Source organism: Clostridioides sp. ZZV15-6598, from assembly GCF_020657705.1.
GTDB classification, from domain to species: domain Bacteria; phylum Bacillota; class Clostridia; order Peptostreptococcales; family Peptostreptococcaceae; genus Clostridioides; species Clostridioides difficile_F.
The window spans coordinates 49,521-72,803 of sequence record NZ_JAGWCS010000005.1 but is presented as its reverse complement, the minus strand read 5'-3'; the positions used below and the strand labels follow the sequence as shown (position 1 = coordinate 72,803).

21 protein-coding genes are annotated in these 23,283 nt (G+C 29.0%); 19 read left to right on the top strand and 2 right to left on the bottom strand.

What is annotated here, in order from left to right; translation table 11 throughout:
• Positions 1-141: 141 nt before the first annotated feature.
• From lepA to KGF50_RS01795, 10 genes are all read left to right on the top strand, one after another.
• On the top strand, positions 142-1,947 hold the full coding sequence (gene lepA, locus KGF50_RS01840; protein WP_227846544.1) for a translation elongation factor 4: 1,806 nt from the start codon (positions 142-144) through the stop codon (positions 1,945-1,947).
• Between the two features lie 159 nt (positions 1,948-2,106).
• The gene (locus KGF50_RS01835) at positions 2,107-3,444 is read left to right on the top strand and encodes a CCA tRNA nucleotidyltransferase (RefSeq protein WP_227846543.1); all 1,338 of its coding nucleotides are present in this window, start codon (positions 2,107-2,109) and stop codon (positions 3,442-3,444) included.
• A 278-nt stretch (positions 3,445-3,722) separates the two neighbouring features.
• Positions 3,723-5,036, top strand: a complete 1,314-nt coding sequence (locus KGF50_RS01830; RefSeq protein ID WP_227846542.1) for an amino acid permease — start codon at positions 3,723-3,725, stop codon at positions 5,034-5,036.
• Between the two features lie 173 nt (positions 5,037-5,209).
• Positions 5,210-6,385: a radical SAM family heme chaperone HemW gene (gene hemW / locus KGF50_RS01825; RefSeq protein ID WP_227846541.1), complete on the top strand. Its 1,176-nt coding sequence runs from the start codon at positions 5,210-5,212 to the stop codon at positions 6,383-6,385.
• Between the two features lie 102 nt (positions 6,386-6,487).
• The gene (gene hrcA, locus KGF50_RS01820; protein WP_227846540.1) at positions 6,488-7,507 is read left to right on the top strand and encodes a heat-inducible transcriptional repressor HrcA; all 1,020 of its coding nucleotides are present in this window, start codon (positions 6,488-6,490) and stop codon (positions 7,505-7,507) included.
• A gap of 29 nt (positions 7,508-7,536) precedes the next feature.
• Positions 7,537-8,157: a nucleotide exchange factor GrpE gene (gene grpE, locus KGF50_RS01815; RefSeq protein ID WP_227432572.1), complete on the top strand. Its 621-nt coding sequence runs from the start codon at positions 7,537-7,539 to the stop codon at positions 8,155-8,157.
• A gap of 93 nt (positions 8,158-8,250) precedes the next feature.
• A complete protein-coding gene (dnaK, locus tag KGF50_RS01810; protein WP_227828207.1) occupies positions 8,251-10,098 on the top strand; it encodes a molecular chaperone DnaK in 1,848 nt (615 codons plus the stop codon).
• Between the two features lie 208 nt (positions 10,099-10,306).
• The gene (dnaJ, locus tag KGF50_RS01805) at positions 10,307-11,461 is read left to right on the top strand and encodes a molecular chaperone DnaJ (RefSeq protein ID WP_227846539.1); all 1,155 of its coding nucleotides are present in this window, start codon (positions 10,307-10,309) and stop codon (positions 11,459-11,461) included.
• Positions 11,462-12,440: 979 nt separating this feature from the next.
• On the top strand, positions 12,441-13,394 hold the full coding sequence (locus KGF50_RS01800; protein ID WP_255654703.1) for an ROK family protein: 954 nt from the start codon (positions 12,441-12,443) through the stop codon (positions 13,392-13,394).
• 34 nt (positions 13,395-13,428) lie between these two features.
• Positions 13,429-14,802, top strand: a complete 1,374-nt coding sequence (locus KGF50_RS01795) for an MFS transporter (RefSeq protein WP_227846538.1) — start codon at positions 13,429-13,431, stop codon at positions 14,800-14,802.
• Between the two features lie 179 nt (positions 14,803-14,981).
• Here KGF50_RS01795 and KGF50_RS01790 read toward each other — a convergent pair whose 3' ends face one another.
• Complete coding sequence (locus KGF50_RS01790; protein WP_227846537.1) at positions 14,982-15,749, bottom strand: PucR family transcriptional regulator; 768 nt, start codon at positions 15,747-15,749, stop codon at positions 14,982-14,984.
• A gap of 29 nt (positions 15,750-15,778) precedes the next feature.
• The gene (locus KGF50_RS01785; RefSeq protein WP_227846536.1) at positions 15,779-16,888 is read right to left on the bottom strand and encodes a sn-glycerol-3-phosphate ABC transporter ATP-binding protein UgpC; all 1,110 of its coding nucleotides are present in this window, start codon (positions 16,886-16,888) and stop codon (positions 15,779-15,781) included.
• Positions 16,889-17,227: 339 nt separating this feature from the next.
• Between KGF50_RS01785 and prmA the strand changes: the two genes are divergently transcribed.
• The 9 genes from prmA to KGF50_RS01740 all read left to right on the top strand — a co-directional run bounded on the left by prmA (position 17,228) and on the right by KGF50_RS01740 (position 23,277).
• Complete coding sequence (prmA, locus tag KGF50_RS01780) at positions 17,228-18,175, top strand: 50S ribosomal protein L11 methyltransferase (RefSeq protein WP_227846535.1); 948 nt, start codon at positions 17,228-17,230, stop codon at positions 18,173-18,175.
• Between the two features lie 18 nt (positions 18,176-18,193).
• Positions 18,194-18,949, top strand: a complete 756-nt coding sequence (locus KGF50_RS01775; RefSeq protein ID WP_227846534.1) for a 16S rRNA (uracil(1498)-N(3))-methyltransferase — start codon at positions 18,194-18,196, stop codon at positions 18,947-18,949.
• Positions 18,950-18,953: 4 nt separating this feature from the next.
• The gene (mtaB, locus tag KGF50_RS01770; RefSeq protein WP_227846533.1) at positions 18,954-20,252 is read left to right on the top strand and encodes a tRNA (N(6)-L-threonylcarbamoyladenosine(37)-C(2))-methylthiotransferase MtaB; all 1,299 of its coding nucleotides are present in this window, start codon (positions 18,954-18,956) and stop codon (positions 20,250-20,252) included.
• A 43-nt stretch (positions 20,253-20,295) separates the two neighbouring features.
• A complete protein-coding gene (locus KGF50_RS01765) occupies positions 20,296-20,646 on the top strand; it encodes a histidine triad nucleotide-binding protein (protein ID WP_227432586.1) in 351 nt (116 codons plus the stop codon).
• A 162-nt stretch (positions 20,647-20,808) separates the two neighbouring features.
• Positions 20,809-20,988, top strand: a complete 180-nt coding sequence (gene rpsU, locus KGF50_RS01760) for a 30S ribosomal protein S21 (RefSeq protein WP_003416618.1) — start codon at positions 20,809-20,811, stop codon at positions 20,986-20,988.
• A gap of 29 nt (positions 20,989-21,017) precedes the next feature.
• Entirely contained in the window at positions 21,018-21,461 is a 444-nt protein-coding gene (locus KGF50_RS01755; RefSeq protein ID WP_227828215.1) for a GatB/YqeY domain-containing protein, read from the top strand.
• Positions 21,462-21,571: 110 nt separating this feature from the next.
• Positions 21,572-22,069 (top strand): TspO/MBR family protein, encoded by a 498-nt coding sequence (locus KGF50_RS01750; RefSeq protein WP_227846532.1) that lies wholly within the window; start codon positions 21,572-21,574, stop codon positions 22,067-22,069.
• 192 nt (positions 22,070-22,261) lie between these two features.
• Positions 22,262-22,825, top strand: a complete 564-nt coding sequence (hpf, locus tag KGF50_RS01745) for a ribosome hibernation-promoting factor, HPF/YfiA family (RefSeq protein ID WP_227846531.1) — start codon at positions 22,262-22,264, stop codon at positions 22,823-22,825.
• Between the two features lie 215 nt (positions 22,826-23,040).
• Positions 23,041-23,277, top strand: coding sequence for a YabP/YqfC family sporulation protein (locus tag KGF50_RS01740; RefSeq protein ID WP_227432590.1), 237 nt, complete (start codon positions 23,041-23,043; stop codon positions 23,275-23,277).
• Positions 23,278-23,283: the final 6 nt, after the last annotated feature.

Genomic DNA, 23,283 nt, shown 5'->3' with positions numbered 1-23,283 from the left:
CTTGATAATCCACATATAATGTGGATAATTTTGTTTAATGCCAATTAGTTTATATTCAAAAATTTAAAATTTGATATATAAAAAGTTTTTATATAATATAAAATGATAACTATAAGAATAATCAAGAGGAGGGAATTTAAGGTGGACAATAAACAAAGTAGAACAAGAAATTTTAGTATAATTGCACATATAGACCATGGAAAGTCTACCTTAGCTGATAGATTAATACAACAGACGGGGCTTGTCAGTGAAAGAGACATGAAGAGTCAATTACTTGATAACATGGATCTTGAAAGAGAAAGAGGAATCACTATAAAGCTTCAAAATATAAGATTAATGTATAAGGCGAAGGATGGAAATGAATATTATTTAAATCTTATAGATACACCAGGACATGTAGACTTTAACTACGAGGTATCAAGAAGTTTAGTTGCATGTGAGGGAGCATTATTGGTAGTTGATGCAGCACAGGGTGTTGAGGCACAGACTTTAGCTAATGTGTATCTTGCAATAGACCAAGATTTAGAAATATTACCAATAATAAATAAAATAGATTTACCAAGTGCAAGACCAGATGAAGTAAAACATGAAATTGAAGATATAATAGGGCTTGATGCAAGTGAAGCACCTCTTATTTCAGCTAAAACAGGTTTAAATATAGAAGATGTTTTAGAAGATATTGTAAAAAATGTTCCTGCACCTAAAGGAGATAAGGAAGCACCATTAAAGGCGTTAATATTTGACTCTTATTACGATGCTTATAAAGGTGTTGTAGCCTATGTTAGAGTGTTTGAAGGAACTGTTAAAAAAGGTATGACAATAAAAATGATGAATACTAAGAAGGCATTTGAAGTAACTGAAGTTGGTGTTATGGCTCCAGGTCAAACTGAACTTAGTGAATTATCAGCAGGTGATGTTGGTTATATTGCTGCTAGTATAAAAGACATAAGAAGTTGTCGTGTAGGGGATACAATAACAGATTCAAATAATCCTACAGAAGAACCTTTACCAGGATATAAAAAAGCTACTCCAATGGTATATTGTGGTATCTATCCAGGAGAAGGTGAAAAGTATGAAAATGTAAGAGATGCTCTTGAAAAATTACAAGTAAATGATGCCGCTCTTGAATATGAGGCTGAAACTTCAGCAGCATTAGGGTTTGGGTTTAGATGTGGATTTTTAGGTCTTTTACATATGGAAATAATGCAAGAAAGACTTGAGAGAGAATTTAATCTTGATATAATAACTACAGCACCATCTGTTATATATAGAGTTACAAAAACTGATGGAGAAGTTGTAATGATACAAAATCCTGCAAATTTACCAGAAGTAGCTGAGATAAGAATGATAGAAGAACCTATAGTAAAAGGAGATATAATAGTTCCTAAAGATTATGTAGGTGTTGTTATGGAACTTTGTCAGGAGAGACGTGGAAATATGTTAAACATGGAATATATAGATGAGAGAAGAGTAATGCTCCATTACGACCTTCCTCTTAATGAAGTTGTTTATGACTTCTTTGATGCCTTAAAATCAAGAACTAGAGGATATGGTTCTCTTGATTATGAGATTAAGGGATATGTTGCATCTACTCTTGTAAAACTTGATGTTTTAATTAATAAAGAGCAAGTTGATGCACTTAGTTTTATTGTACATGAAACTCGTGCTTTCCCTAGAGGAAAGGCAATGTGTGAGAAATTAAAAGGAGAAATTCCAAGACATCAATTTGCTATACCTATACAAGCTGCTGTTGGTAATAAGGTTATTGCAAGAGAGACAATAAGTGCTTTAAGAAAAGATGTACTTGCGAAATGTTATGGTGGAGATATATCTCGTAAGAAGAAACTTCTTGAAAAACAAAAAGAAGGTAAGAAGCGTATGAGACAAATTGGTTCTGTTGAAGTTCCTCAAAAAGCATTTATGTCTGTACTTAAACTGGACGAATAATTTATTGAATTTTTATAAATTTAGATAAATATACTTAAAAGCTAGAGTGATTTTAGAATTATTTCTAAATTAATCTAGTTTTTTTGTGGTATATTTTAATTAAACACTATAGAGAATATAAGTAAGAGTATATTAAAGAAAAATAAAAAGGTGATATTTATGACTAATATAGAAATTCCTAAAAAAGTGGATTATATAATTAAAGAATTAGAAAAAAATGGTTATGAGGCATATGTAGTTGGAGGCTGTGTGAGGGATTGTTTATTAGAAAGAATTCCAAATGACTGGGATATAACAACTAGTGCAAGACCTGAAAAAGTAGTAGAGATATTTGAAAGAACTATTCCAACTGGTATACAACATGGTACTGTAACAGTCATGATTGAACATGAGCCATTTGAAGTGACAACATATAGAATAGATGGAAGCTATAGTGATGGTAGACATCCAGATTCAATAGAATTTACAAATGATATAGTTAAGGATTTATCAAGAAGAGATTTTACTGTTAATGCAATTGCATACAATTCAAAGACTGGATTAGTTGACCCATTCAATGGCTGTGAGGATATACAAAATAAGTGTATTCGTTGCGTTGGAAATCCAATAGACAGATTTGAAGAAGATGCACTTAGAATGCTTAGAGCGATTAGGTTTTCTGCACAGCTTAATTTTAAAATAGCTGAAGGTACTAAACAAAGCATATGCAAAAAAGCAGATTTAATAAAATGTGTGTCTATGGAAAGAATTCAAGTAGAATTCAATAAAATACTAGTATCTGATTCATCTAAGTTAAATTTATTAATTTCAACAGAATTATTGAAATTTATAATTCCTGAAATATGTGATTTAGAAGATGTTATTCAACACAATCCATATCATATTTATAATGTTGGGAAACATACTTTGATAGCTACTGAAGTAATTGAAGATGAGTTATATCTAAAGCTTACAATGTTATTTCATGATTTGGGTAAAAAAATTACTAAAACGACAGATAAAAATGGAATTGACCATTTTTATAATCACAGCAGGGAGTCTGTTAAAATAGCAAAGCAAATTTTGAAGAGACTTAAGTATGATAATTATACTATTAATAAAGTTTTAACATTAATACAATATCATGATTATAGAATAGAACCAAAAAGAAAAATTATTAAAAAGTTATTAAATAAACTGGGAGACATTAAACTATTTGAAGATTTAATAAAAGTTAATTGGGCTGACACACTTGCTAAAAACCCAAAATATGCAAAACAGAAAATATTGAACCTTATTGAGAGTGAAAAGGAATTTAAACATATAATAAGTCAAAATGAATGCTTTCATATTAAAGACTTAGCTATTAATGGAAATGATTTAATGTCTATAGGTGTTAAACCAGGTAAAGATATAGGGTATTTATTAAATAAGATGCTTGAAATTGTTATCAATAATCCAGAATTAAATGAAAAAGAAATTTTAAAAGAAAGAGTATTAGATATATACACATTTTAAGTTGAAAGACTAAACTTTAATTTAATTAATTTAAGATAGAAAATATAATTCACATTTAAAAAATAGGCAATATTTAAAGATTGAAATTATAAAGGCTAATACTCTAGAATTTTAAATGTATAGCAAATTAATATAAAGTTAGTAAGTTAATATAAAAAAAGTTAGTAAGTTAATATAAAATTAGTAAATTAATATAAAAAAAAACTTTGGGAATACTAAAACCATAAATTTATAAAATTAATATTTTATGCACTTATAAAACAGTGAGGAGGGACATCATGCGTACTCAACTACAAAAGACTATTGGTCTTTCTGCAGCTCTTTCTACTGTTGTAGGTATGGTTATAGGTTCGGGAGTTTTTTTTAAGCCACAGGCAATATACGCTACAACTAATGGAGCTCCAGGGCTAGGTATTATAGCATGGCTTTTAGGTGGATTTATAACAATAACTGCTGGACTTACAGCTACAGAAATATCAGCTGCTATCCCAAAAACTGGCGGTATGATGATTTATATTGAAGAGATATATGGAGAAAAACTAGGATTTTTAACTGGATGGATGCAAACTGTATTATTTTTTCCAGGAACATCAGCAGCACTAGGGGTAATATTTGCTCAACAAGCGTCTGAACTTTTAAATATGAGTCCAAATAATATGTCAGTTGTGCTTCCAATAGCAATTGGAGTAATATTGTTTTTATCATTACTTAACATAATAGGTTCATCATTGGGAGGAAAAGTTCAGACAGTAGCTACTATTGGAAAAATGATACCATTAGCTCTAATAATAATCTTTGGATTCATTAAAGGTCAAAGTAGTGAAATATTAAATCCATTTGTAGGTGATGGGGTTAGTGTATCAAGCGCACTTGGACAAGTATTAATAGCAACATTGTTTGCATATGATGGATGGATAAATGTTGGAGCTATCTCAGGCGAGATGAAATCTCCAGAAAAAGATTTACCAAGAGCAATAGTTGGTGGATTATCATTAGTTATGGCAGTCTATATTATAATAAATGTAGCATATCTTTGGGTTGTGCCAGCAAGTGAATTAGCAACTGTTACTTCACCAGCAACATTAGTTGCAACAAAATTATTTGGAAATTTAGGTGGAAAAGTAATAACTGTGGGTATATTAATATCAGTGTTTGGTACATTAAATGGATATTTATTAACAGGGTCAAGAATACCATATACATTAGCTGAAAGAGGAACTTTGCCAGCTTCTAAAGTTTTATTAAAAGTAAATTCTGGTGGGTCTCCTGTAAATTCAATACTGCTTATAACTGTATTAGCATGTATATATGCCCTATCTGGCCAATTTAATCTTTTGACAGACTTAACTATATTTTCAATATGGGTATTTTACGTATTGACTTTTGTTGGGGTTATAAGGCTTAGAAGAGAGCAACCAGATTTACACAGACCATATAAAGTTCCTTTATATCCAATAATACCAATTATAGCTATATTAGGTGGGTTATTTGTAATAATAAATCAAATATTGACTTCAACAGCAATATCCTTAGGAGGTATATTTATAACCCTACTTGGATTACCCGTTTATTATTATATGAAGAAGAGATAGTTATTTAATTTAAGTTGAAAAATTTGGATAAAAGTAAAAATCTACTTTTATCCAAATTTTTTATGATATTACATAGTAAAGATGTTTTATATGTGACTTGATGAGTTATTTTGTTTGATTTATAATTTAATAACTGATGCTTTAAGATAATTTTAAGAAATGAGGAATATAAAATGTTAGGACTTTATATACATATCCCATTTTGTGTGAAAAAATGTAAGTATTGTGACTTTAATTCTTATAAAATGGACCTAGATTCAAAAAAAAGATATATAGAAGATTTGAAAATAGAAATGGAGTTATACAGTAATAAATTAAATAGAGATGATAAATACAAAAATAAAGAAGATTTCAATTTAGACAAAAACGATATAATAACAAGTATATTTATAGGTGGAGGAACACCTAGCATTTTGACATCTGAAGAAATAAGAGAAGTATTTGTAAGTATAAAAGAAAAATTCAACATATACAAAAATGCAGAAATAACTATAGAGTGCAATCCTGGCACACTGACACTAGAGAAATTAGAAACTATGAAAGAAGTTGGTATTAATAGACTTAGTATAGGGTTACAAGCTGTCCAAGAAAAGCATTTGAACTTTATAGGAAGAATACATAGTTATAAAGAATTTGAGAAAAACTATATGGATGCACTGAGTGTAGGATTTAAAAATATTAATATAGACTTAATGTATAGCCTTCCTAATCAGACACTATGTGATTGGAAGGAAACTCTTGAAAGAATTACAGATTTAAATCCAACACATATATCAGCATATTCTCTTATATTAGAAGAAGGTACTGAACTGTATAATATGTATGAAAATAATCAATTTGACCTTATAGATGAAAATATAGATATAGAAATGTATGAGTATACAATAAACTATTTAAAATCAAAAGGATACAATCAATATGAAATATCAAATTACTCACAAGAAGGTTATAACTGTAAACATAATATTTTATATTGGGAATGTGAACATTATATAGGTCTTGGAGCCGGAGCTTCTGGTTATATCGATAACAATAGATATAATAATTTAGAATCTTTAGAGGATTATCATTTAAGTCTGATTAAAAGAGAGAAGCCAATACGAGATAGTGAAAATCTTTCTATAAAAGATATGATAGAAGAAAAGATATTTATGGGTCTTAGAATGAATAGGGGGATAAAGTTTAAAGATTTTGAAAAAAAATTTGGAATAGATTTTAGAGAAAAATACAGTAAGCAGATAGAAATGCTATTAGCTAGAAGGCTCATAAATCAAAACTTTGAGGGTATACAATTAACTCAAAAAGGAAGAGAAATATCTAATAGTATATTTATAGAATTTATGGAATAATTTTTAAGGTGTTGACAAAATAAATTTATAATGGTATATAATATATATAATCTTTTTAGCACTCGAACTTAGTGAGTGCTAACAGCTAGGAGGTATAATAATATGGAATTAAATGAAAGAAAATTAAATATCCTCAAAGCTATAGTTAAAGATTATATAGAAACAGCTGAAGCTATAGGTTCTAGAACAATATCTAAAAGGCATGATTTAGGTGTTAGTGCTGCTACCATAAGAAATGAAATGGCTGACCTTGAAGAATTAGGATATTTAATTCAGCCACATACTTCTGCGGGCAGAGTTCCATCTGAAAAAGGCTATAAGTTATATGTAAACTCTCTTATGAGTAAAAGTGAATTGGATGATACTGATAAGATTCTTATTGAACAATGTATGAACCATAACATAAATCATATAAAAGAATTAATTCATGAGACGTCTAAACTACTATCTCAATTAACTAACTACACAACTGTAGCAGTTACTAAGAGTTTAATAAATCAAAGCGTCATAAAGCATATACAGTTGGTTGCTATGAATGACAATAATATTTTACTTATAGTTGTAACAGATAAAGGGGACTTAAAAAAAGCTAACCTTACAACTAATGTATATTTAGATCAATCTAAGTTAAATTTGATTTCTGATAATCTTACAAAGAAGCTCTCAGGAAAAAGTATAACAGATTTAGATGATAATCTGATTGCTTTTATTAAATATGAAATAAGTGAGTATTCAGGGTTTATAGATGAACTCTTAAATGCCCTAAACTCAAATATGGAAGAAGAAGATTTTTCTCTATCATTAAATGGAGCCACGAATATATTTAGTTATCCAGAATTCAATGATGTGTTAAAAGCAAAGTCATTTTTAAATATGTTAGAAAGAAAGGAAACAATAGCTGACATAATTAAATCAAAGGGAATACAAAAAGAAAATCTAAATATAATAATTGGCAGTGATAATGATTGTAAACTGGCACAGGATTGTAGTATAGTTACAGCAACTTATAATGTAGATAGAGACTTAGTTGGGCGAATAAGCTTCATAGGACCTACAAGGATGGATTACGCTAGAATTTACTCTATAATAAATTATATGAGTTTATTAATTAATAGAAAGTAAAGAAATTTTAAATTGAGGGGTGTAAAGTCTTGGATAAAAAAAATGAGCAACAAGAAGTAAAAGAAGAAAATGATACTTCTATTAACCAAGAATCTGAAACTCAAGTAGAGTTAGAAGATGAAGTTGTTAATGAAGAATGTGAAGAGTCAAGCGAAAAAACTGATGAAGAAAAAGCTGATGATGAAAATGTAACAGATATAAATTCTAAATTAGCAGAAAAAAAATTAAAAGATGAAGTAGATGAATTAAATGACAAATATCAAAGACTTCAAGCCGAATATGCAAACTATAGAAGAAGAACTCAACAAGAAAAAGAGACAATCGGTGTGTTTGCAAATGAGAAAATAATAACTGAGTTAATACCAGTTATAGATAGTATGGAAAGAGCCTTAGATGCATGTGAAGATAAGGAAGATACTATGTATAAGGGTATAAGCCTTGTACATAAGCAATTAATAGATACTCTAGTAAAATTTGGAGTAGAAGAAATAGAAGCAGAATCTAAGGAATTTGACCCAAACTTACATCTAGCAGTTATGCAAGAGAGTGTAGATGGAGTAGAAGCAAATCAAATAGTGATGGTACTTCAAAAAGGATATAAGCTAGGAACTAAAGTTATAAGACCTTCAATGGTTAAAGTTTCTTGCTAAGTATATAAATTAAGGTTAAAATATTTAGCCTAATATAAAACATACAAATAAGTAAAATTTAATTATATAATTACTCAAGGAGGATTTTTAGTCATGGGAAAAATAATAGGAATAGATTTAGGAACAACAAATTCATGTGTTGCAGTATTAGAAGGTGGAGAAGCACAAATAATAGCAAATAATGAAGGTATGAGAACTACTCCATCAGTAGTGGCATTTACAAAAGATGGTGAAAGAATAGTTGGAGAACCTGCAAAAAGACAAGCAGTTACAAATGCAGATAAAACAATAACTTCTATAAAAACTCATATGGGAACTGATTACAAAGTAAATATAGATGGAAAATCATATACTCCACAAGAAATATCAGCAATAATATTACAAAAACTAAAATCAGATGCAGAAAGTTACTTAGGACAAACAGTAACAGAAGCAGTTATAACAGTTCCAGCTTACTTTACAGATGCTCAAAGACAAGCTACTAAAGATGCTGGTAGAATAGCAGGACTTGATGTTAAGAGAATAATAAATGAACCAACAGCAGCTGCTCTTGCTTATGGTATGGATAAATTAGACCAAGAAAAGAAAATATTAGTATTTGACTTAGGTGGAGGAACTTTTGACGTATCTATACTCGAAATAGGTGATGGTACTTTTGAAGTTTTAGCTACAGCTGGTAACAATAGATTAGGTGGAGATGACTTCGACCAAATAGTAATAGACTATTTAGCAGATGAATTCAAAAAAGCTGAAGGTGTAGATTTAAGAAATGATAAGATGGCACTTCAAAGATTAAAAGAAGCAGCAGAGAAGGCTAAGAAAGAATTATCATCAACAATGAATTCAAACATAAACTTACCTTTCATAACTGCTACAGCAGAAGGCCCAAAACATTTAAATATAGACTTATCAAGAGCTAAATTTGAAGAATTAACTAGAGGTTTAGTTGAAAAAACTATGGAACCAACTAAGAGAGCTTTACAAGATGCAGGACTTTCTACAAGTGAAATAGATGATGTATTATTAGTTGGAGGTTCTACAAGAATACCAGCAGTTCAAGATGCTGTTAAGAAATTTATAGGAAAAGATCCTCATAAAGGTATAAACCCAGATGAATGTGTTGCAGCAGGAGCTTCTATACAAGCAGGAGTTTTAGCAGGAGATGTTAAAGACTTATTATTACTAGACGTTACTCCATTATCTCTTGGTATAGAAACTATGGGTAATGTAATGACTAAGATAATAGAAAGAAACACTACAATACCAACTAAGAAATCTCAAGTATTCTCAACTGCTGCTGATAACCAAACAGCTGTTGACATACATGTACTTCAAGGTGAAAGAAGTATGGCTTATGACAATACAACTTTAGGAAGATTCCAATTAACTGATATACCACCAGCACAAAGAGGAATACCTCAAATAGAAGTTACATTTGATATAGATGCAAATGGTATAGTTAATGTTTCAGCTAAAGATTTAGGTACAGGAAAAGAACAAAAAATAACTATAACATCAAATACTAATTTATCAGAAGCCGATATAGAACAAAAAATAAAAGAAGCTGAAATGAATGCAGAAGCTGACAAGCAAAAGAAAGAGAAAATAGAAGCATTTAACCAAGCTGAGTCTACTATATATCAAACTGAAAAAACTTTAAATGAACTTGGAGATAAAATAAGTGCAAGTGATAAAGAAGATATAGAAAAAGCAATAGCAGATTTAAAAGTTGTAAAAGACAACCAAGATGCTACAGCAGAAGAACTTAAGAAAGCTACAGAAGAAGTAATGACTAAGTTCCAAAAGGTATCTCAAGAAATGTACCAAAATGCAGCACAAGAACAACAAGCAGCTCAAGGTGCAGAGCAAGCTCAAGATAATGGACCTAAAGATGACAATGTAGTAGATGCTGACTTTAAAGAAGTAGATGAAGATAAATAAGCTATATAATATAACATCAAATGATAAATAAAGAATAGATTATTTATGAAAATCATATAGATATTAAAGATATATGGACAATATACATCATAAAGAATATAATATATCATAGATTATATAACTTAAAGTAGAATATAAGAATTAATGATAGCTTGTAGTTTATTATTCTACAAGCTATCGTTTTGTAAAATGAAGGTGGTGTCAATTTTTGAGTACAAAAAGGGATTATTATGAAGTCTTAGGTATCAGTAAAGGTGCAGAAGCTCAAGAGATAAAAAAAGCTTACAGAAAGTTAGCAATGAAGTACCATCCAGACAGAAACCCTGGTGATAAAGAAGCTGAGGAAAAGTTCAAAGAAATAAATGAAGCTTATGAAGTACTTTCAGATGATACAAAGAGAAAGACTTATGACCAATTTGGACATGATGGGCTAAATGGTCAAGGAGGCTTTGGAGGCCAAGGTGGATTTAATGGCCAAGGCTTTGGTGGATTTGAAGATATGTTTGGAGATATATTTGGCGACATGTTCGGAGGGGGCTTCGGAGGTGGAAGACAAAGAAGAAGAGGTCCTCAACGTGGTGCAGATATAAGACAAAATGTTACTATATCTTTTGAAGAAGCTGCATTTGGTAAAAAAATGTCTATAAAATTAAATAGAAGTGAAGAATGTGATGAGTGTGATGGAACTGGAGCAAAACCAGGAACATCAAAGAAAACTTGTTCAACTTGTAATGGAACTGGTCAAGTTAGAACTGTTCAAAGAACTCCATTTGGAAATATAGCAAGCTCAAGACCTTGTAGTACTTGTAATGGAACTGGAGAAGTAATTGAATCTCCTTGTAGCAAATGTCATGGAACTGGAAATACAAGAAAAGTTAAGACTATAGAAGTAGATATACCTGCAGGTATAGATGATGGTCAAATGATAAAACTTGCTGGTCAAGGTGAAGTGGGAGAAAAAGGTGCTCCAAGAGGAGACTTATACATTGTAGTTAATGTTAAATCTCATCCATTGTTTACTAGAGATGGAAATGATATTTACTTTGAAATGCCAATTACATTTGTTCAAGCAACTTTAGGTGATGAAATAGAAGTACCTACTTTGGATGGAAAAGTTAAGTATAGTGTACCAGAAGGAACACAAACTGGAACTGTATTTAGACTTAAAGAAAAAGGAATTCCTAGAATTAGAGGTAATTCAAGAGGAGACCAATATGTCAAAGTTGTAGTCGAGATTCCTAAAAAATTAAATGATAAGCAAAAAGATCTGTTAAGAGAATTTGCGAAGGAGTGCGGGTCGAACGTCCACGAAAAGAAAAAAACATTCGGACAGAAAATAGAAGATATGTTTAAGAAAAAGTAGTTAAAATAGCCAATATAATGTAATCATATTTTTTAGAATCTAAAGTATTTAGTTATAAGATTTTGAATTAATATAATATGATTTTTATATTGGCTATTTTTAATTTTATAAATATATAAAAATAGTTTTTATTTGAAAAATAAAAACTGAATATAAATAATTTTCTGAAAAATACTTGTCCCTACATATATAATATGCTATAATATAATCAAATAAGAGAAAGGGGTGATTCCAGTGGGAACGGATGTGGCACAGCCAAATGATGAAGAAAACTCAATTATAATCTATGAAATAAAGTTAGATGCTTTTAGTGCTATATTAAGTACTGGAAAAACTCAAAAGCTGGGATAATTATTGGAATTGCCTAGACTTAAAATTTTGGTAGTAAAATAGTCATATTGTATAGCCAAGGAATCTAAGTTTTAAAGTTATTTGTAAGAATTAAAACTCTTATAAATTGCATATTTGCTTATAATTTAGTTAGAAAAATTTACGTAAAAATTGCCTTCAATATGTGCATATGTAAAGAAATATGTATGTATGGTTAGGGAATAAGCTAGATATGTATGTAAAGAAATATGTATTTAGTTAAATGTATGTATATGTAAAGAAATATATATATTATGTGTATAAGATTTTTAGTATAGATTGGTAAATAATAAAAGCAACTTATTATGGAAAGCTAATTTATGTTTGTAAAAAATATAATTAAGATTTGGTTGATATATAGTTGCAAAAATGTTATTTAGTACGAAGAAAATAAGTCCAAATAAAAGTTTAAAATAATTGACTTAAATATAGTTTGTTTTGAACGTCTAACAAATTGAAATAATTTATAAAAATAGACATCTTCTCATAGTGAAAATATACTATGGGAGGGTGTTTTTGTTTTGTATTAAAGATATTATTAAAAATTTGCATGGTTTTACATTTTAATATAATATAGACATGATAAAATATATATATTAATAAAATTTAAATGAGAAAGGTGAAAAAGATGTATTATATAGGTGTAGACATTGGAGGAACAGGCATACAAGCAGGTGTGGTTGATAATCAAGGAAAGATACTTTTTAGAAGAGAATGTAAAACTGTGGTTGAAAAGGGATTTGAAGGAATACTAGATGATATAAAAATAATGATTGATAAACTGTTAGAAGAAAACAATTTAAATATGAGAGAGGTAAAGTCTATTGGATTTGGTGTACCTGGGTTTATAAATAAAAAAGGTTTAGTAACTTGTGTAAACTTAAAATGGGATGGAGAAAGCTTTGAGAATGAACTAAAAAGAAGGTTTCCAAATGTTGAAATTCATGGAGAAAATGATGCAACAGTAGCAGCACTTGGAGAATCAATGTTTGGAAGTATGAAAGGTGCAGATGTTGGAGTTTTATATACTTTAGGAACTGGAGTAGGTGGAGGAATAGTAATTAATCAAAAAGTTTTTTCTGGAGCACATGGACTAGGCTCAGAAATAGGGCATCAAGTAATAGGAGAAAACTATTTTGATTGCAACTGTGGAAATAATGGTTGTGTGGAAACTTTTTGTTCAGCAACTGCTATTATAAAATATTCTCAAAAACTTATACAAGAAGGTAGAAAAAGCAGGATTTTAGATTTAGCAGAAGGAGACTTAGAAAACATAAATGCAAAGATGGTGTTTGATGCTTATAGAGAAAACGATGCAGTTGCAATTGAAGTAATAACTAGATTTAAATCTTATTTAGCAAAAACATTTGCAAATACAATAAATACATTAGACCCAGAAATTATATCAATTGGAGGAGGCGTTTCCAAAGCAAGTGATATAATACTTGATGGGATTGAAGAATTGGTAAGAGAGTTTGTTTTATACAAAAAAGAAGATATAGCAAAAATTGTATGTGCAACTCTAGGTTCAGATGCGGGAATTATAGGAGCTGCTTTTTTATAAGATAAATGAATCAAAAAGATTGGGGGCATGATATATGAGTAAGATAAATGCTAAAAGAACTCTTTTTTTAGTGGCTATAGGCTCAGGGACTATGCTGAATCCTCTTAATTCATCTATGATTTCGCTTGCCTTACATAGCATACAAAACGATTTTCATATTAGTTTTACAACTGTGTCTTGGATGGTTTCAGCTTTTTATTTAGCTAGTGCTATTGCACAGCCAGTTTCAGGAAAGATTGGAGATTTAATAGGTAGAAAAGTTTTATTTTTAAGTGGTTTAATACTCGTAAGTTTGTCAGCATTTATGGTACCATTTACTCAATCATTCTTTGTGTTGATTTTTATAAGAGTAATTCAAGCTATTGGAACAAGTACATTGTATCCATCTGGAGTTGCTCTTATACAAAATAATATAAAGGAAAGACAATCTTCTGCATTAGCAGTTTTAACTATTTTCGCTTCAACTACAGCAGGATTAGGGCCAACTTTAGGTGGAGTATTGCTTGATTTAGGTGGATGGCGTGCTATATTTCTTGTAAATATACCAATTGTGATGATTGCCATTTGTCTAGGCTATTTTTTATTTCCAAAAGAAGTAAAAGAGAAAAAAAGTATAAAAGAGACTTTTAAGAATGTTTTATCAAGATTAGATATTGCTGGTATAGCTTTATTTTCAATTGCAATGATTTTTATATTACTATTCTTATTGTCAGCTAAGGAGTCTTTTAATTTAGAGCAATTTGTACTAGGATTAATTTTGATGTGCATTTTTATTTGGCATGAATTGAGAACTAGATTACCATTTATAGATATTAAACTTTTTTTGAGTAATCCAAAGTTATCAAAAGTATATTTACAGTTTATTATATTAAACTTCTTCAATTATATCTTATTTTTTGGTCTTCCAAGTTATTTTCAAGATGCATTACATTACAGTGCTAAGTCAACTGGACTATTTATGTTGTTCATGTCTGGTATAGGAATTTTCATATCTCCACTGACTGGAAAATGGATAGACAAATCTGGAACTAGAGTACCTCTTATAATGTCATCAATTTTTATGTTGATTAGTGCAATACTTCTTTCTGTAATTTTTATTCAAATACCAGTAATAGGTAAGGGAATAATTTTATCATTAGCAGGTATTAGTTATGGGGTTGGTAATGTAGCCTTACAATCTTCAATGTTTAAAGAAAGTCCTCCTGAGAGCATAGGCACAGCATCTGGTCTGTTTCAAACTAGTCGTTATTTAGGTTCTATTTTTGCTACTGTATTGCTTGGAATGGTATTTGAATCAACTATAACATCAGGTCAATTTAAAATATTAGGATATGTTATGGTGATTTTAGGTACAATAAGTTTTTTATTGAATTTCGTTTTAAATAAAGAATTAAGAAAAGTAAAATAGTGAATTTATGGATTTAATAGGTTTAGTATCTAATAAATTTGAAAATATTATTTGTAAAACATGATTGATTGAATATTCATAAACCTGAAATACAGAATACTTTATAGGTATACAATATTTTGAATTAAAATTAAGCAGAAGTTTGAACTAATATCCAAAATTTCTGCTTAATTTAGTAGTTAAATTTTTTTATATAGAAAATAAGATTTTACACTTAGATAAAAAATCATTGCATTTTCAAAATTTTTTAAATCAAGGTTGAGTATTTCATTAATTTTTTCCAGTCTATACACTAGTGTATTTCTATGTAAAAACATATCACTAGATGTTTTAGAGATGTTTAAGTCATTATTTATAAATTTTATTCCTGTAGATAGAAGCTCTTCATCAATAGATTTTATCTTATTGAAGTCTATCAGTCTATTAAGTACATCGTCTTTGTTAATTAGGTCTAAAGTTTTATACCTAATGAGGTCAAATAAATTTAAAAATTTATCTTTAGCATTATCTTTTACAATATGAGGTAGTAAATCAGAGCATAACTGCACTCTAAAATTAAAATCAGATTTGTTATCCAACTCACCAAGATAAAAAATATAAGTACTTTGATAGGTTTCAGTTTCAATTATATTTTGTGTAGTTACATTAATATCTAAGTTATATTTAGAGTTTACTACAAAAAAACTACTTTGTTGCATTATATTTATATCATCATATAAGTTATAAAAAATACCTTTTAGATATTCAAAATCTATATGTGGCTGATAAATTAAATAAAAGTGACCATTTAGATTATCTAAGTTATTTTCATCTAAAAAATCAATAACATAAACAGTATCATTAAAAGTAACTAAATGACTATTGGCATCTAAACTTTGATTTTTATAAGGGTAAATATTTATTTTTTTATTGAGTTGTTTTTCAAAAAAACTTTTCAAGTCTTCCATAAAGTCTCCTTAGAAATAAGATTATACTATTATCTTATAGCTAAGTCAGTTTCTTTGTCAAATAAGTGTATTCTATTATTATCAACTGAAAGAGTTAAACTATCACCAACATCAACTCTATTTTTGCTGTCAAATCGAATTGTTATTGTATTTACATCTAATTTTAAATGAGCATAAGTCTCTGCACCCATAAGTTCTTTTATTTCAACTGTTGATTTAAAGCAAGTATCTTGATTAGCTTTAACAAAAGTATCTTCTATATGTATATCTTCTGGTCTAATACCCATAATAACTTCTTTTCCAATATAGTTGTCTTTTATTAAATCATAGTGTTTTTCTCTATTTAATTTTATCTTAATGTATTCGTTTTTAGCATATATTTCTTCATTCTCTTCTATTAATGTAACATTAATAAAGTTCATTTGTGGAGCTCCAATAAATCCTGCAACAAACACATTAGCTGGATAGTTGTATACATCTTGTGGAGTTGCAATCTGTTGTACCACACCATCTTTCATTACCACTATTCTATCGGCCATAGTCATAGCTTCAACTTGGTCATGTGTTACATAAATAAATGTAGTTCCAAGTTGTTGATGTAACTTAGTTATTTCTGTTCTCATGGCAGTTCTCAGTTTTGCATCTAAGTTAGATAGAGGTTCATCCATTAAGAATACCTTAGGGTTTCTAACTATTGCACGTCCTAAAGCAACTCTTTGTCTCTGACCTCCAGATAATGTTTTAGGTTTTTTATCTAAAAGAGAGACTAAATCCAATATTTTAGCGGCTTCTTTAACTTTTTTATCTATCTCATCTTTTGGCATTTTTCTAAGTTTAAGTGCAAATGCCATATTTTCATAAACAGATAAGTGAGGGTATAAAGCATAATTTTGAAAAACCATTGCTATATCTCTATCTTTTGGTTCTATATCATTTACAAGCTTATCTCCTATATATAATTCTCCAGAAGATATTTCTTCAAGACCAGCAATCATTCTAAGTGTTGTTGATTTACCACAACCAGATGGTCCTACTAAAACGATGAACTCTTTATCATTGATATCTATATTTATATTTTTTACTGCATTAAATCCATTAGAATAAAGTTTTGATATATCTTTTAATATTACTTCTGACATTGTAATTCTCCTTAATAATTTAAATTTTAATTATATAATATCAGATGATTTTATTGTAGGGAACATATAAAATAACCAAAACTTTTTGTTTAAAATGTATATCTTGGCGGATTATATATAATAAATATAATGTGCAATATTTAAAATGTATTATATGGAAAAGTATAATCAAGTAAAGAGCTAAAAATAAGTTAGACAATTTATTATAAAGTAAGTAAATTTACTATAATATAGATGTAGACCAATAAAAAATTTATAAAACAAAAAAGTATGATATTTATGATATAATAAAAGTTATGGAAAAATAGGAAAATTAATATAGAAAAGAGAGGTAAACTTATGAATAATTGGATAGAAGTAACTATAAAAACAACAACAGAAGCAGTTGAACCAATAACAAATATACTATATGAACAAGGAGCTGGAGGAGCTGTAATAGAAGACCCAAAAGATTTCTTATTCCAAAAGAAAAATGAATTAGATTGGGATTATGTAGAAGAAGAAGTATTTAAAAAGAACGAAGAAGAGGATGTGCTAATAAAGACTTATGTATCCGAAGAAAAAAATGTAATGGAATTTGTCGAAATTATAAAGCAAAAAGTTTTAGGACTAAGAGATTTTGGTATAGATATAGGTGAAGGAAGTGTTTCATTAGACCAAGTAAATGAAGCTGATTGGGCAAATGCATGGAAAGCATACTATAAACCAACAAAAGTAGGACAAAGGGTAGTAGTAAAACCTACATGGGAAGATTATGATATGCAAGAAGGCGATTTGATAATAGAGCTTGACCCTGGTATGGCCTTTGGTACAGGAACACATGAGACTACTAGTATGTGTATTAGAGAATTAGAGAAATATGTAAATAAAGATTCTAAAGTATTTGATATTGGTTGTGGTAGTGGAATTCTTGCAATAGCAGCAGCTAAATTAGGAGCAAAAGAAGTTGTAGCTGTAGATTTAGACGAAGTTGCAGTAAAAGTTGCAAAAGAAAATGTGATTGAAAATAAAGTTGAAGAAAATGTATCTGTAATGCATGGTAATTTAACAGATGTAATAAAAGATAAAGCTGATGTTATAGTTGCAAATATAATAGCTGATATAATAAAAATACTTGCAAAAGATGTGCAAAATTTTATGAAAGAGGATGCTATATTTATATCTTCAGGTATAATTTTGGATAAAGTAGAGGAAGTTAAAGAAAGTTTAATCGAAAATGGATTTGAAATAGTTGAGGTTCAAAAACTAGGGGAATGGTCGGCAATAGTTTCTAAACTTAAAAAGTAAAAGGCAGGGTGGAATGTAATGGATAGATTCTTTGTTGAAAAAAATAATATAAATTCACAAGACAAAGCCTGCATTATAGAAGGTGAAGATGTAAAACATATTTCAAAAGTTTTAAGATGTAAACTAGGAGAAAAACTTGAGATATGTGATAAAGATAATAATGAGTACATTTGTGAGATAACAAATATAGAAAAAAATATGGTTAATTTAAAAATTTTAGAAGAAGTTGATGTAAATAGAGAATCTAAACTTAAGATAAAGTTATATCAAGGTCTTCCAAAAGCTCCAAAAATGGAAATGATACTTCAAAAATTAACTGAAGTAGGTGTAGATGAAATAATATTAGTTCAAACTAAGAGAAGTGTTGCTAAAGTTGATGATAAAAAAGAAGATAAAAAATTTGAACGTTGGGAAAGAATAATTTATGAAGCTGCAAAGCAAAGTAAAAGAGGCAAAATCCCAAAATTAAGAGGTGTTTTAAGTTTCAAAGAAGCTTTAGAAGATATGAAAAAAAATGATGTAAATATCTGCCCTTATGAAAATGAAAGAACTGTCTCAATAAAACAGGCACTTAAAAATTGTGATTCTAATATAGATAGGGTTGGAATTTTTGTAGGGCCAGAGGGTGGTTTTGCTGAGGAAGAAATAGAACAAGTTCAAAAAGATAATTGCAGTATTGTATCATTAGGACCTAGAATATTGAGAACTGAGACAGCTTCTGTTGTAGCATCAACAATAGCTTTGTATGAGCTAAGTGATTTAGGAGGAGAATAATAAATTGAAAAAAGTAGCTTTTTATACACTTGGGTGTAAAGTCAATCAATACGAAACTGAAGCTATGCTAGAACTATTTGAAAAAGATGGATATGAACAAGTTAATAGTGAAGAATATGCAGACGTTTATGTTATAAATACATGTACCGTAACTCATATGAGTGATAGAAAATCTCGTCAATATATAAGACGAGTTAAAAAGAAAAATCCAGATGCAATAATAGCTGTTGTGGGATGCTATTCACAAGTATCTCCAGAAGAAATTTTGGATATAGAAGAAGTAAACCTAGTCATGGGTACAAATGATAGAAGAAAGATTGTTGAAGAGATTAGAAAGATAGATGCAAGTAAAAAAGTTAGCACAGTTGACGATATAATGAAGGTAAAAGCCTTTGAAGAAATAGAAATCAGCCAGACTAATGGAAAGACTAGAGCATTTATGAAAATTCAAGATGGATGTGACAGATTTTGTACCTATTGTATCATTCCTTATGCCCGAGGACGTGTTAGAAGTAGGGATATTGATAGTATAGTTGATGAAGTGAAAAAATTGGCTAAAAATGGCTATAAAGAGGTCGTATTAACAGGAATACATGTAGCCTCTTATGGAAAAGATTTAAAAGATAAGGATATTAAACTTCTTGATGTAATAAAACAAATAAATGAAATAGAGGCAATAGAGAGAATTAGACTTAGCTCTGTTGAACCAATTTTATTTACTGATGAGTTTGTGAATGAAGTTTTAAAGATGGAGAAGGTTTGTCCTCATTACCATCTATCACTTCAAAGTGGATGTGATGAAACTCTAAAAAGAATGAACAGAAGATATACAACTTCAGAGTATAAGACTATTGTGGATAGATTAAGAGATAAAATGCCAAACGTAGCAATAACTACAGATGTAATAGTAGGTTTTCCAGGAGAAACAAATGAGGAATTTAAACAAACATACGAGTTCTTAAAAGATATAGAGCTTTCACAAATGCATATTTTTAAATATTCTCCAAGAAAAGGAACTCCAGCTGCAACTATGGAAAATCAGATTGACCCTCAAATAAAACACTTTAGAAGTGAACAACTTTTAAATTTAAGCAAAGAAAACTTTAGTAAATTTGCAACTAAATTTATTGGTAGTGAATTAGAAGTCTTATTTGAACAAAATATAGAGGGCAATAAGTTTGAGGGACTAACTTCAAATTATATAAGAGTTGTTGTTGAAAGTGACAAAAACATACAAGGTCAGATATTAAAAGTAAAAATAAATGATGTAAAAAATGAATATGTAGAAGGAATTTTGCTATAACGTGTAGAAATTATAATATTTATAAGATAGGAGGTGGAAGGAAATGGATTGTATATTTTGTAAAATAGCGAACGGAGAAATACCTTCAACTAAAGTTTATGAAGATGAAAGAGTATTGGCATTTAATGATTTGAACCCAGTTGCTCCATATCATATATTAGTTGTACCTAAAAAACATTATGATAGTGTAATTGATATTCCTGATATAGAAATGGATATTGTGTCACATATTCATGTTGTTATTAATAAAATAGCTAAAGAGAAAGGTTTTGACCAAACTGGATTCAGAATCATAAATAATTGTGGAAGCGATGGAGGGCAAGAAGTTAAACATTTGCACTATCATATTTTAGCAGGTAAAAAGCTTCCTAATTACGAAGCAGAACAAAACTAAACTAAATTATTGAAAAATTGAGTTCCTTCTTGATAAAAATACTTGATAAAAGTAAAAATTTAGTTTATAATAAACAAAGTGTTAGGTTGTAATGCATATTATGCAAAAAGAACATAGTTACAGTCCCAGCATAATTGCGCTATTGGAGGGAGGGAAAAAGAAATGTCAGAAGTAAGAGTTAGAGAAAATGAAACATTAGACAGCGCTTTAAGAAGATTTAAGCGTCAATGTGCAATGTCTGGCATCATGTCAGAAGTAAGAAAAAGAGAGCACTATGATAAGCCAAGCGTTAAGCGTAAGAAAAAAGCTGAAGCAGCAAGAAGAAAAAACGCTAAAAAATAGTAGTAAATAAGAATAAAGAGGTGAAGGGGATGTCCCTTAAGCAAAAGTTACAAGAGGATTTGAAATCTTCGATGAAAAACAAAGATACAGTGAGAAAATCTGTAGTAACTTTAATAAGAGCTTCCATAAAGCAGTATGAAGTTGATAATAGAACTGAACTTAATGAAGATGGAATTATCGATGTAATAGCAAAACAATTAAAGCAACGTAGAGATGCATTAGTTGAGTTTGAAAAAGCTGGAAGAGAAGACTTAATAAAAGAAACAGAAGCTGAAATTGAAGTTTTAAAAGAGTACCTACCTCAACAATTAAGCGAAGAAGAGTTAGAAGAAATTGTAAAATGTACTATATCTGAAGTAGGAGCAACATCTATGAAAGATATGGGAAAAATAATGTCAGTTATTCAACCAAAAGTTAAGGGTAGAGCTGACGGAAAACTTATAAATAAGTTGGTAAAACAAAACTTACAATAGATTGATATAGCCTAGAGAGAAATCTCTAGGCTTTTTATAATTTTTGAGAATAACAAGTCATATCTGAGCATATCTATAATCAAAGAAAATTTTGAAAGAAGGGGAAAAATTTGATTATATCGGTAAAGGAAATTAGAAATTTTTTGATAAACATATCAATACCATTAATAATAGGTTATTTAAGTAGTATTTTGACCATGTTGATTAGTGGAACAGATATTTCAACGTACTATTTACAACTTACAAAACCAAGTTTTGCACCACCAGCTTTTATCTTCCCTATTGTTTGGACTATATTGTACATATTGATGGGTATATCTTCATACCTAATATTAAAAAAAGGTTACAACTTGCCTAAAGTAAGAGATGCAGTATTTTATTATGGATTGCAACTTGCATTAAATTTTGTCTGGAGTATATTATTTTTCGGATTTGGACTTAGATTTACAGCTTTAATAGACATAATAATAATGATTATGGTTTCTATAATAGTTATTTTAAAATTTTCTAAAATAGATAAGAGAGCTGGATATATAAATTTGGTTTATCTGCTGTGGTTGGTTTATGCTGGATTTTTGAATTATTTTATATGGTTTATTAATAGATAGAATGTAAAGGTTTTGTAAATTACCCCGTACTTTTAATAATATCATATCAAATAAAAAATAAATAGACTATTAAAAATAATCATTTTCATATACAATTATATTAATTTAAATATAATAAATGTATCAAAAATATATTTAAAGATTAACATATTAAAGTATTAGAATTGGAAAGGCTCGAAGGGAGAGGTTTTTATGCAAATAATAGTATCTGGGAGACAAATGAAATTAACTGACGGAATAAAAGGATACGTAGATGGAAAATTAAGTAGGTTAGAAAAATACCTTGATCCTGAATCAGAAGTGAAAGTAACAGTAAGTGCGAAAAAGGATAGACAGAAAGTGGAGGTTACAATAATTCCTATTAATGGTCAAATAATAAGGGCAGAAGACGTAGAAGAGGACTTATATGCAGCAATTGACATTGTTTGTGACAAATTAAGTAGACAAGTTGTAAAGTATAAGACTAAGGTTAAAGACAAAATTCAAAATAATAAGAGTATAAGATTTGAAAATATTGACTTTATAGATAATAGTAGCGAATTTAATGATTATGATTATGATGATGAGGAAGATGAAAATATAGTTATAGAAAGAAGAAAGAAATTTAATGTAAAACCTATGAGTTCAGAAGAGGCAATTCTTCAAATGGAGTTGGTAGGACACAACTTCTATATGTTTAGAAATCAAGATAATTTTGAAATAAATATAGTATATAAGCGTAAAGCAGGTGGATATGGTTTAATAGAGCAAGACTAATAAAAAAATTGTATACTTTTTAGATTTTATATAAAAAAAAGTAAAAAGGTAATCATGTTGATTTTTATCAATATGATTACCTTTTTCTTGTTTAAATAATATATTAAATATTAGGTATTTACTGTCTAAAAAAATTTAAAACTACTTCATGATAGTATCAATAAAGTGCATAAATACCTATTTTAAGCATAAAATTAATTAAGGGGGTAATGCTTATGTTAGAAATATCCACTGATTTACAAGTAAATCAACCAGTTGTTACTGTTACAAGTAATACTTTTATGAGTATAGAAAATTATCTATCAATACTAGAATATGAAGTTGATTTAATAAAAATAAAGACTAAGGTAAAAACAATTAAAATATCTGGGGATAAACTTTCACTTAAGTATATTACTGACAGTGAGATAGGTATAAAGGGAATTATATACAATGTGGAGTATGTTGATTAGGAGGAG

Bases quoted from the DNA above. Each gene is read 5' to 3' on its own strand.
- KGF50_RS01835 (WP_227846543.1), top strand. From the start codon at position 2,107: ATGACTAATATAGAAATTCCTAAAAAAGTGGATTATATAATTAAAGAA.
- KGF50_RS01830 (WP_227846542.1), top strand. From the start codon at position 3,723: ATGCGTACTCAACTACAAAAGACTATTGGTCTTTCTGCAGCTCTTTCT.
- hemW (WP_227846541.1), top strand. From the start codon at position 5,210: ATGTTAGGACTTTATATACATATCCCATTTTGTGTGAAAAAATGTAAG.
- hrcA (WP_227846540.1), top strand. From the start codon at position 6,488: ATGGAATTAAATGAAAGAAAATTAAATATCCTCAAAGCTATAGTTAAA.
- dnaK (WP_227828207.1), top strand. From the start codon at position 8,251: ATGGGAAAAATAATAGGAATAGATTTAGGAACAACAAATTCATGTGTT.
- KGF50_RS01800 (WP_255654703.1), top strand. From the start codon at position 12,441: ATGAGAAAGGTGAAAAAGATGTATTATATAGGTGTAGACATTGGAGGA.
- KGF50_RS01795 (WP_227846538.1), top strand. From the start codon at position 13,429: ATGAGTAAGATAAATGCTAAAAGAACTCTTTTTTTAGTGGCTATAGGC.
- KGF50_RS01790 (WP_227846537.1), bottom strand. From the start codon at position 15,749: ATGGAAGACTTGAAAAGTTTTTTTGAAAAACAACTCAATAAAAAAATA.
- KGF50_RS01785 (WP_227846536.1), bottom strand. From the start codon at position 16,888: ATGTCAGAAGTAATATTAAAAGATATATCAAAACTTTATTCTAATGGA.
- prmA (WP_227846535.1), top strand. From the start codon at position 17,228: ATGAATAATTGGATAGAAGTAACTATAAAAACAACAACAGAAGCAGTT.
- KGF50_RS01775 (WP_227846534.1), top strand. From the start codon at position 18,194: ATGGATAGATTCTTTGTTGAAAAAAATAATATAAATTCACAAGACAAA.
- KGF50_RS01765 (WP_227432586.1), top strand. From the start codon at position 20,296: ATGGATTGTATATTTTGTAAAATAGCGAACGGAGAAATACCTTCAACT.
- rpsU (WP_003416618.1), top strand. From the start codon at position 20,809: ATGTCAGAAGTAAGAGTTAGAGAAAATGAAACATTAGACAGCGCTTTA.
- KGF50_RS01755 (WP_227828215.1), top strand. From the start codon at position 21,018: ATGTCCCTTAAGCAAAAGTTACAAGAGGATTTGAAATCTTCGATGAAA.
- hpf (WP_227846531.1), top strand. From the start codon at position 22,262: ATGCAAATAATAGTATCTGGGAGACAAATGAAATTAACTGACGGAATA.
- KGF50_RS01740 (WP_227432590.1), top strand. From the start codon at position 23,041: ATGTTAGAAATATCCACTGATTTACAAGTAAATCAACCAGTTGTTACT.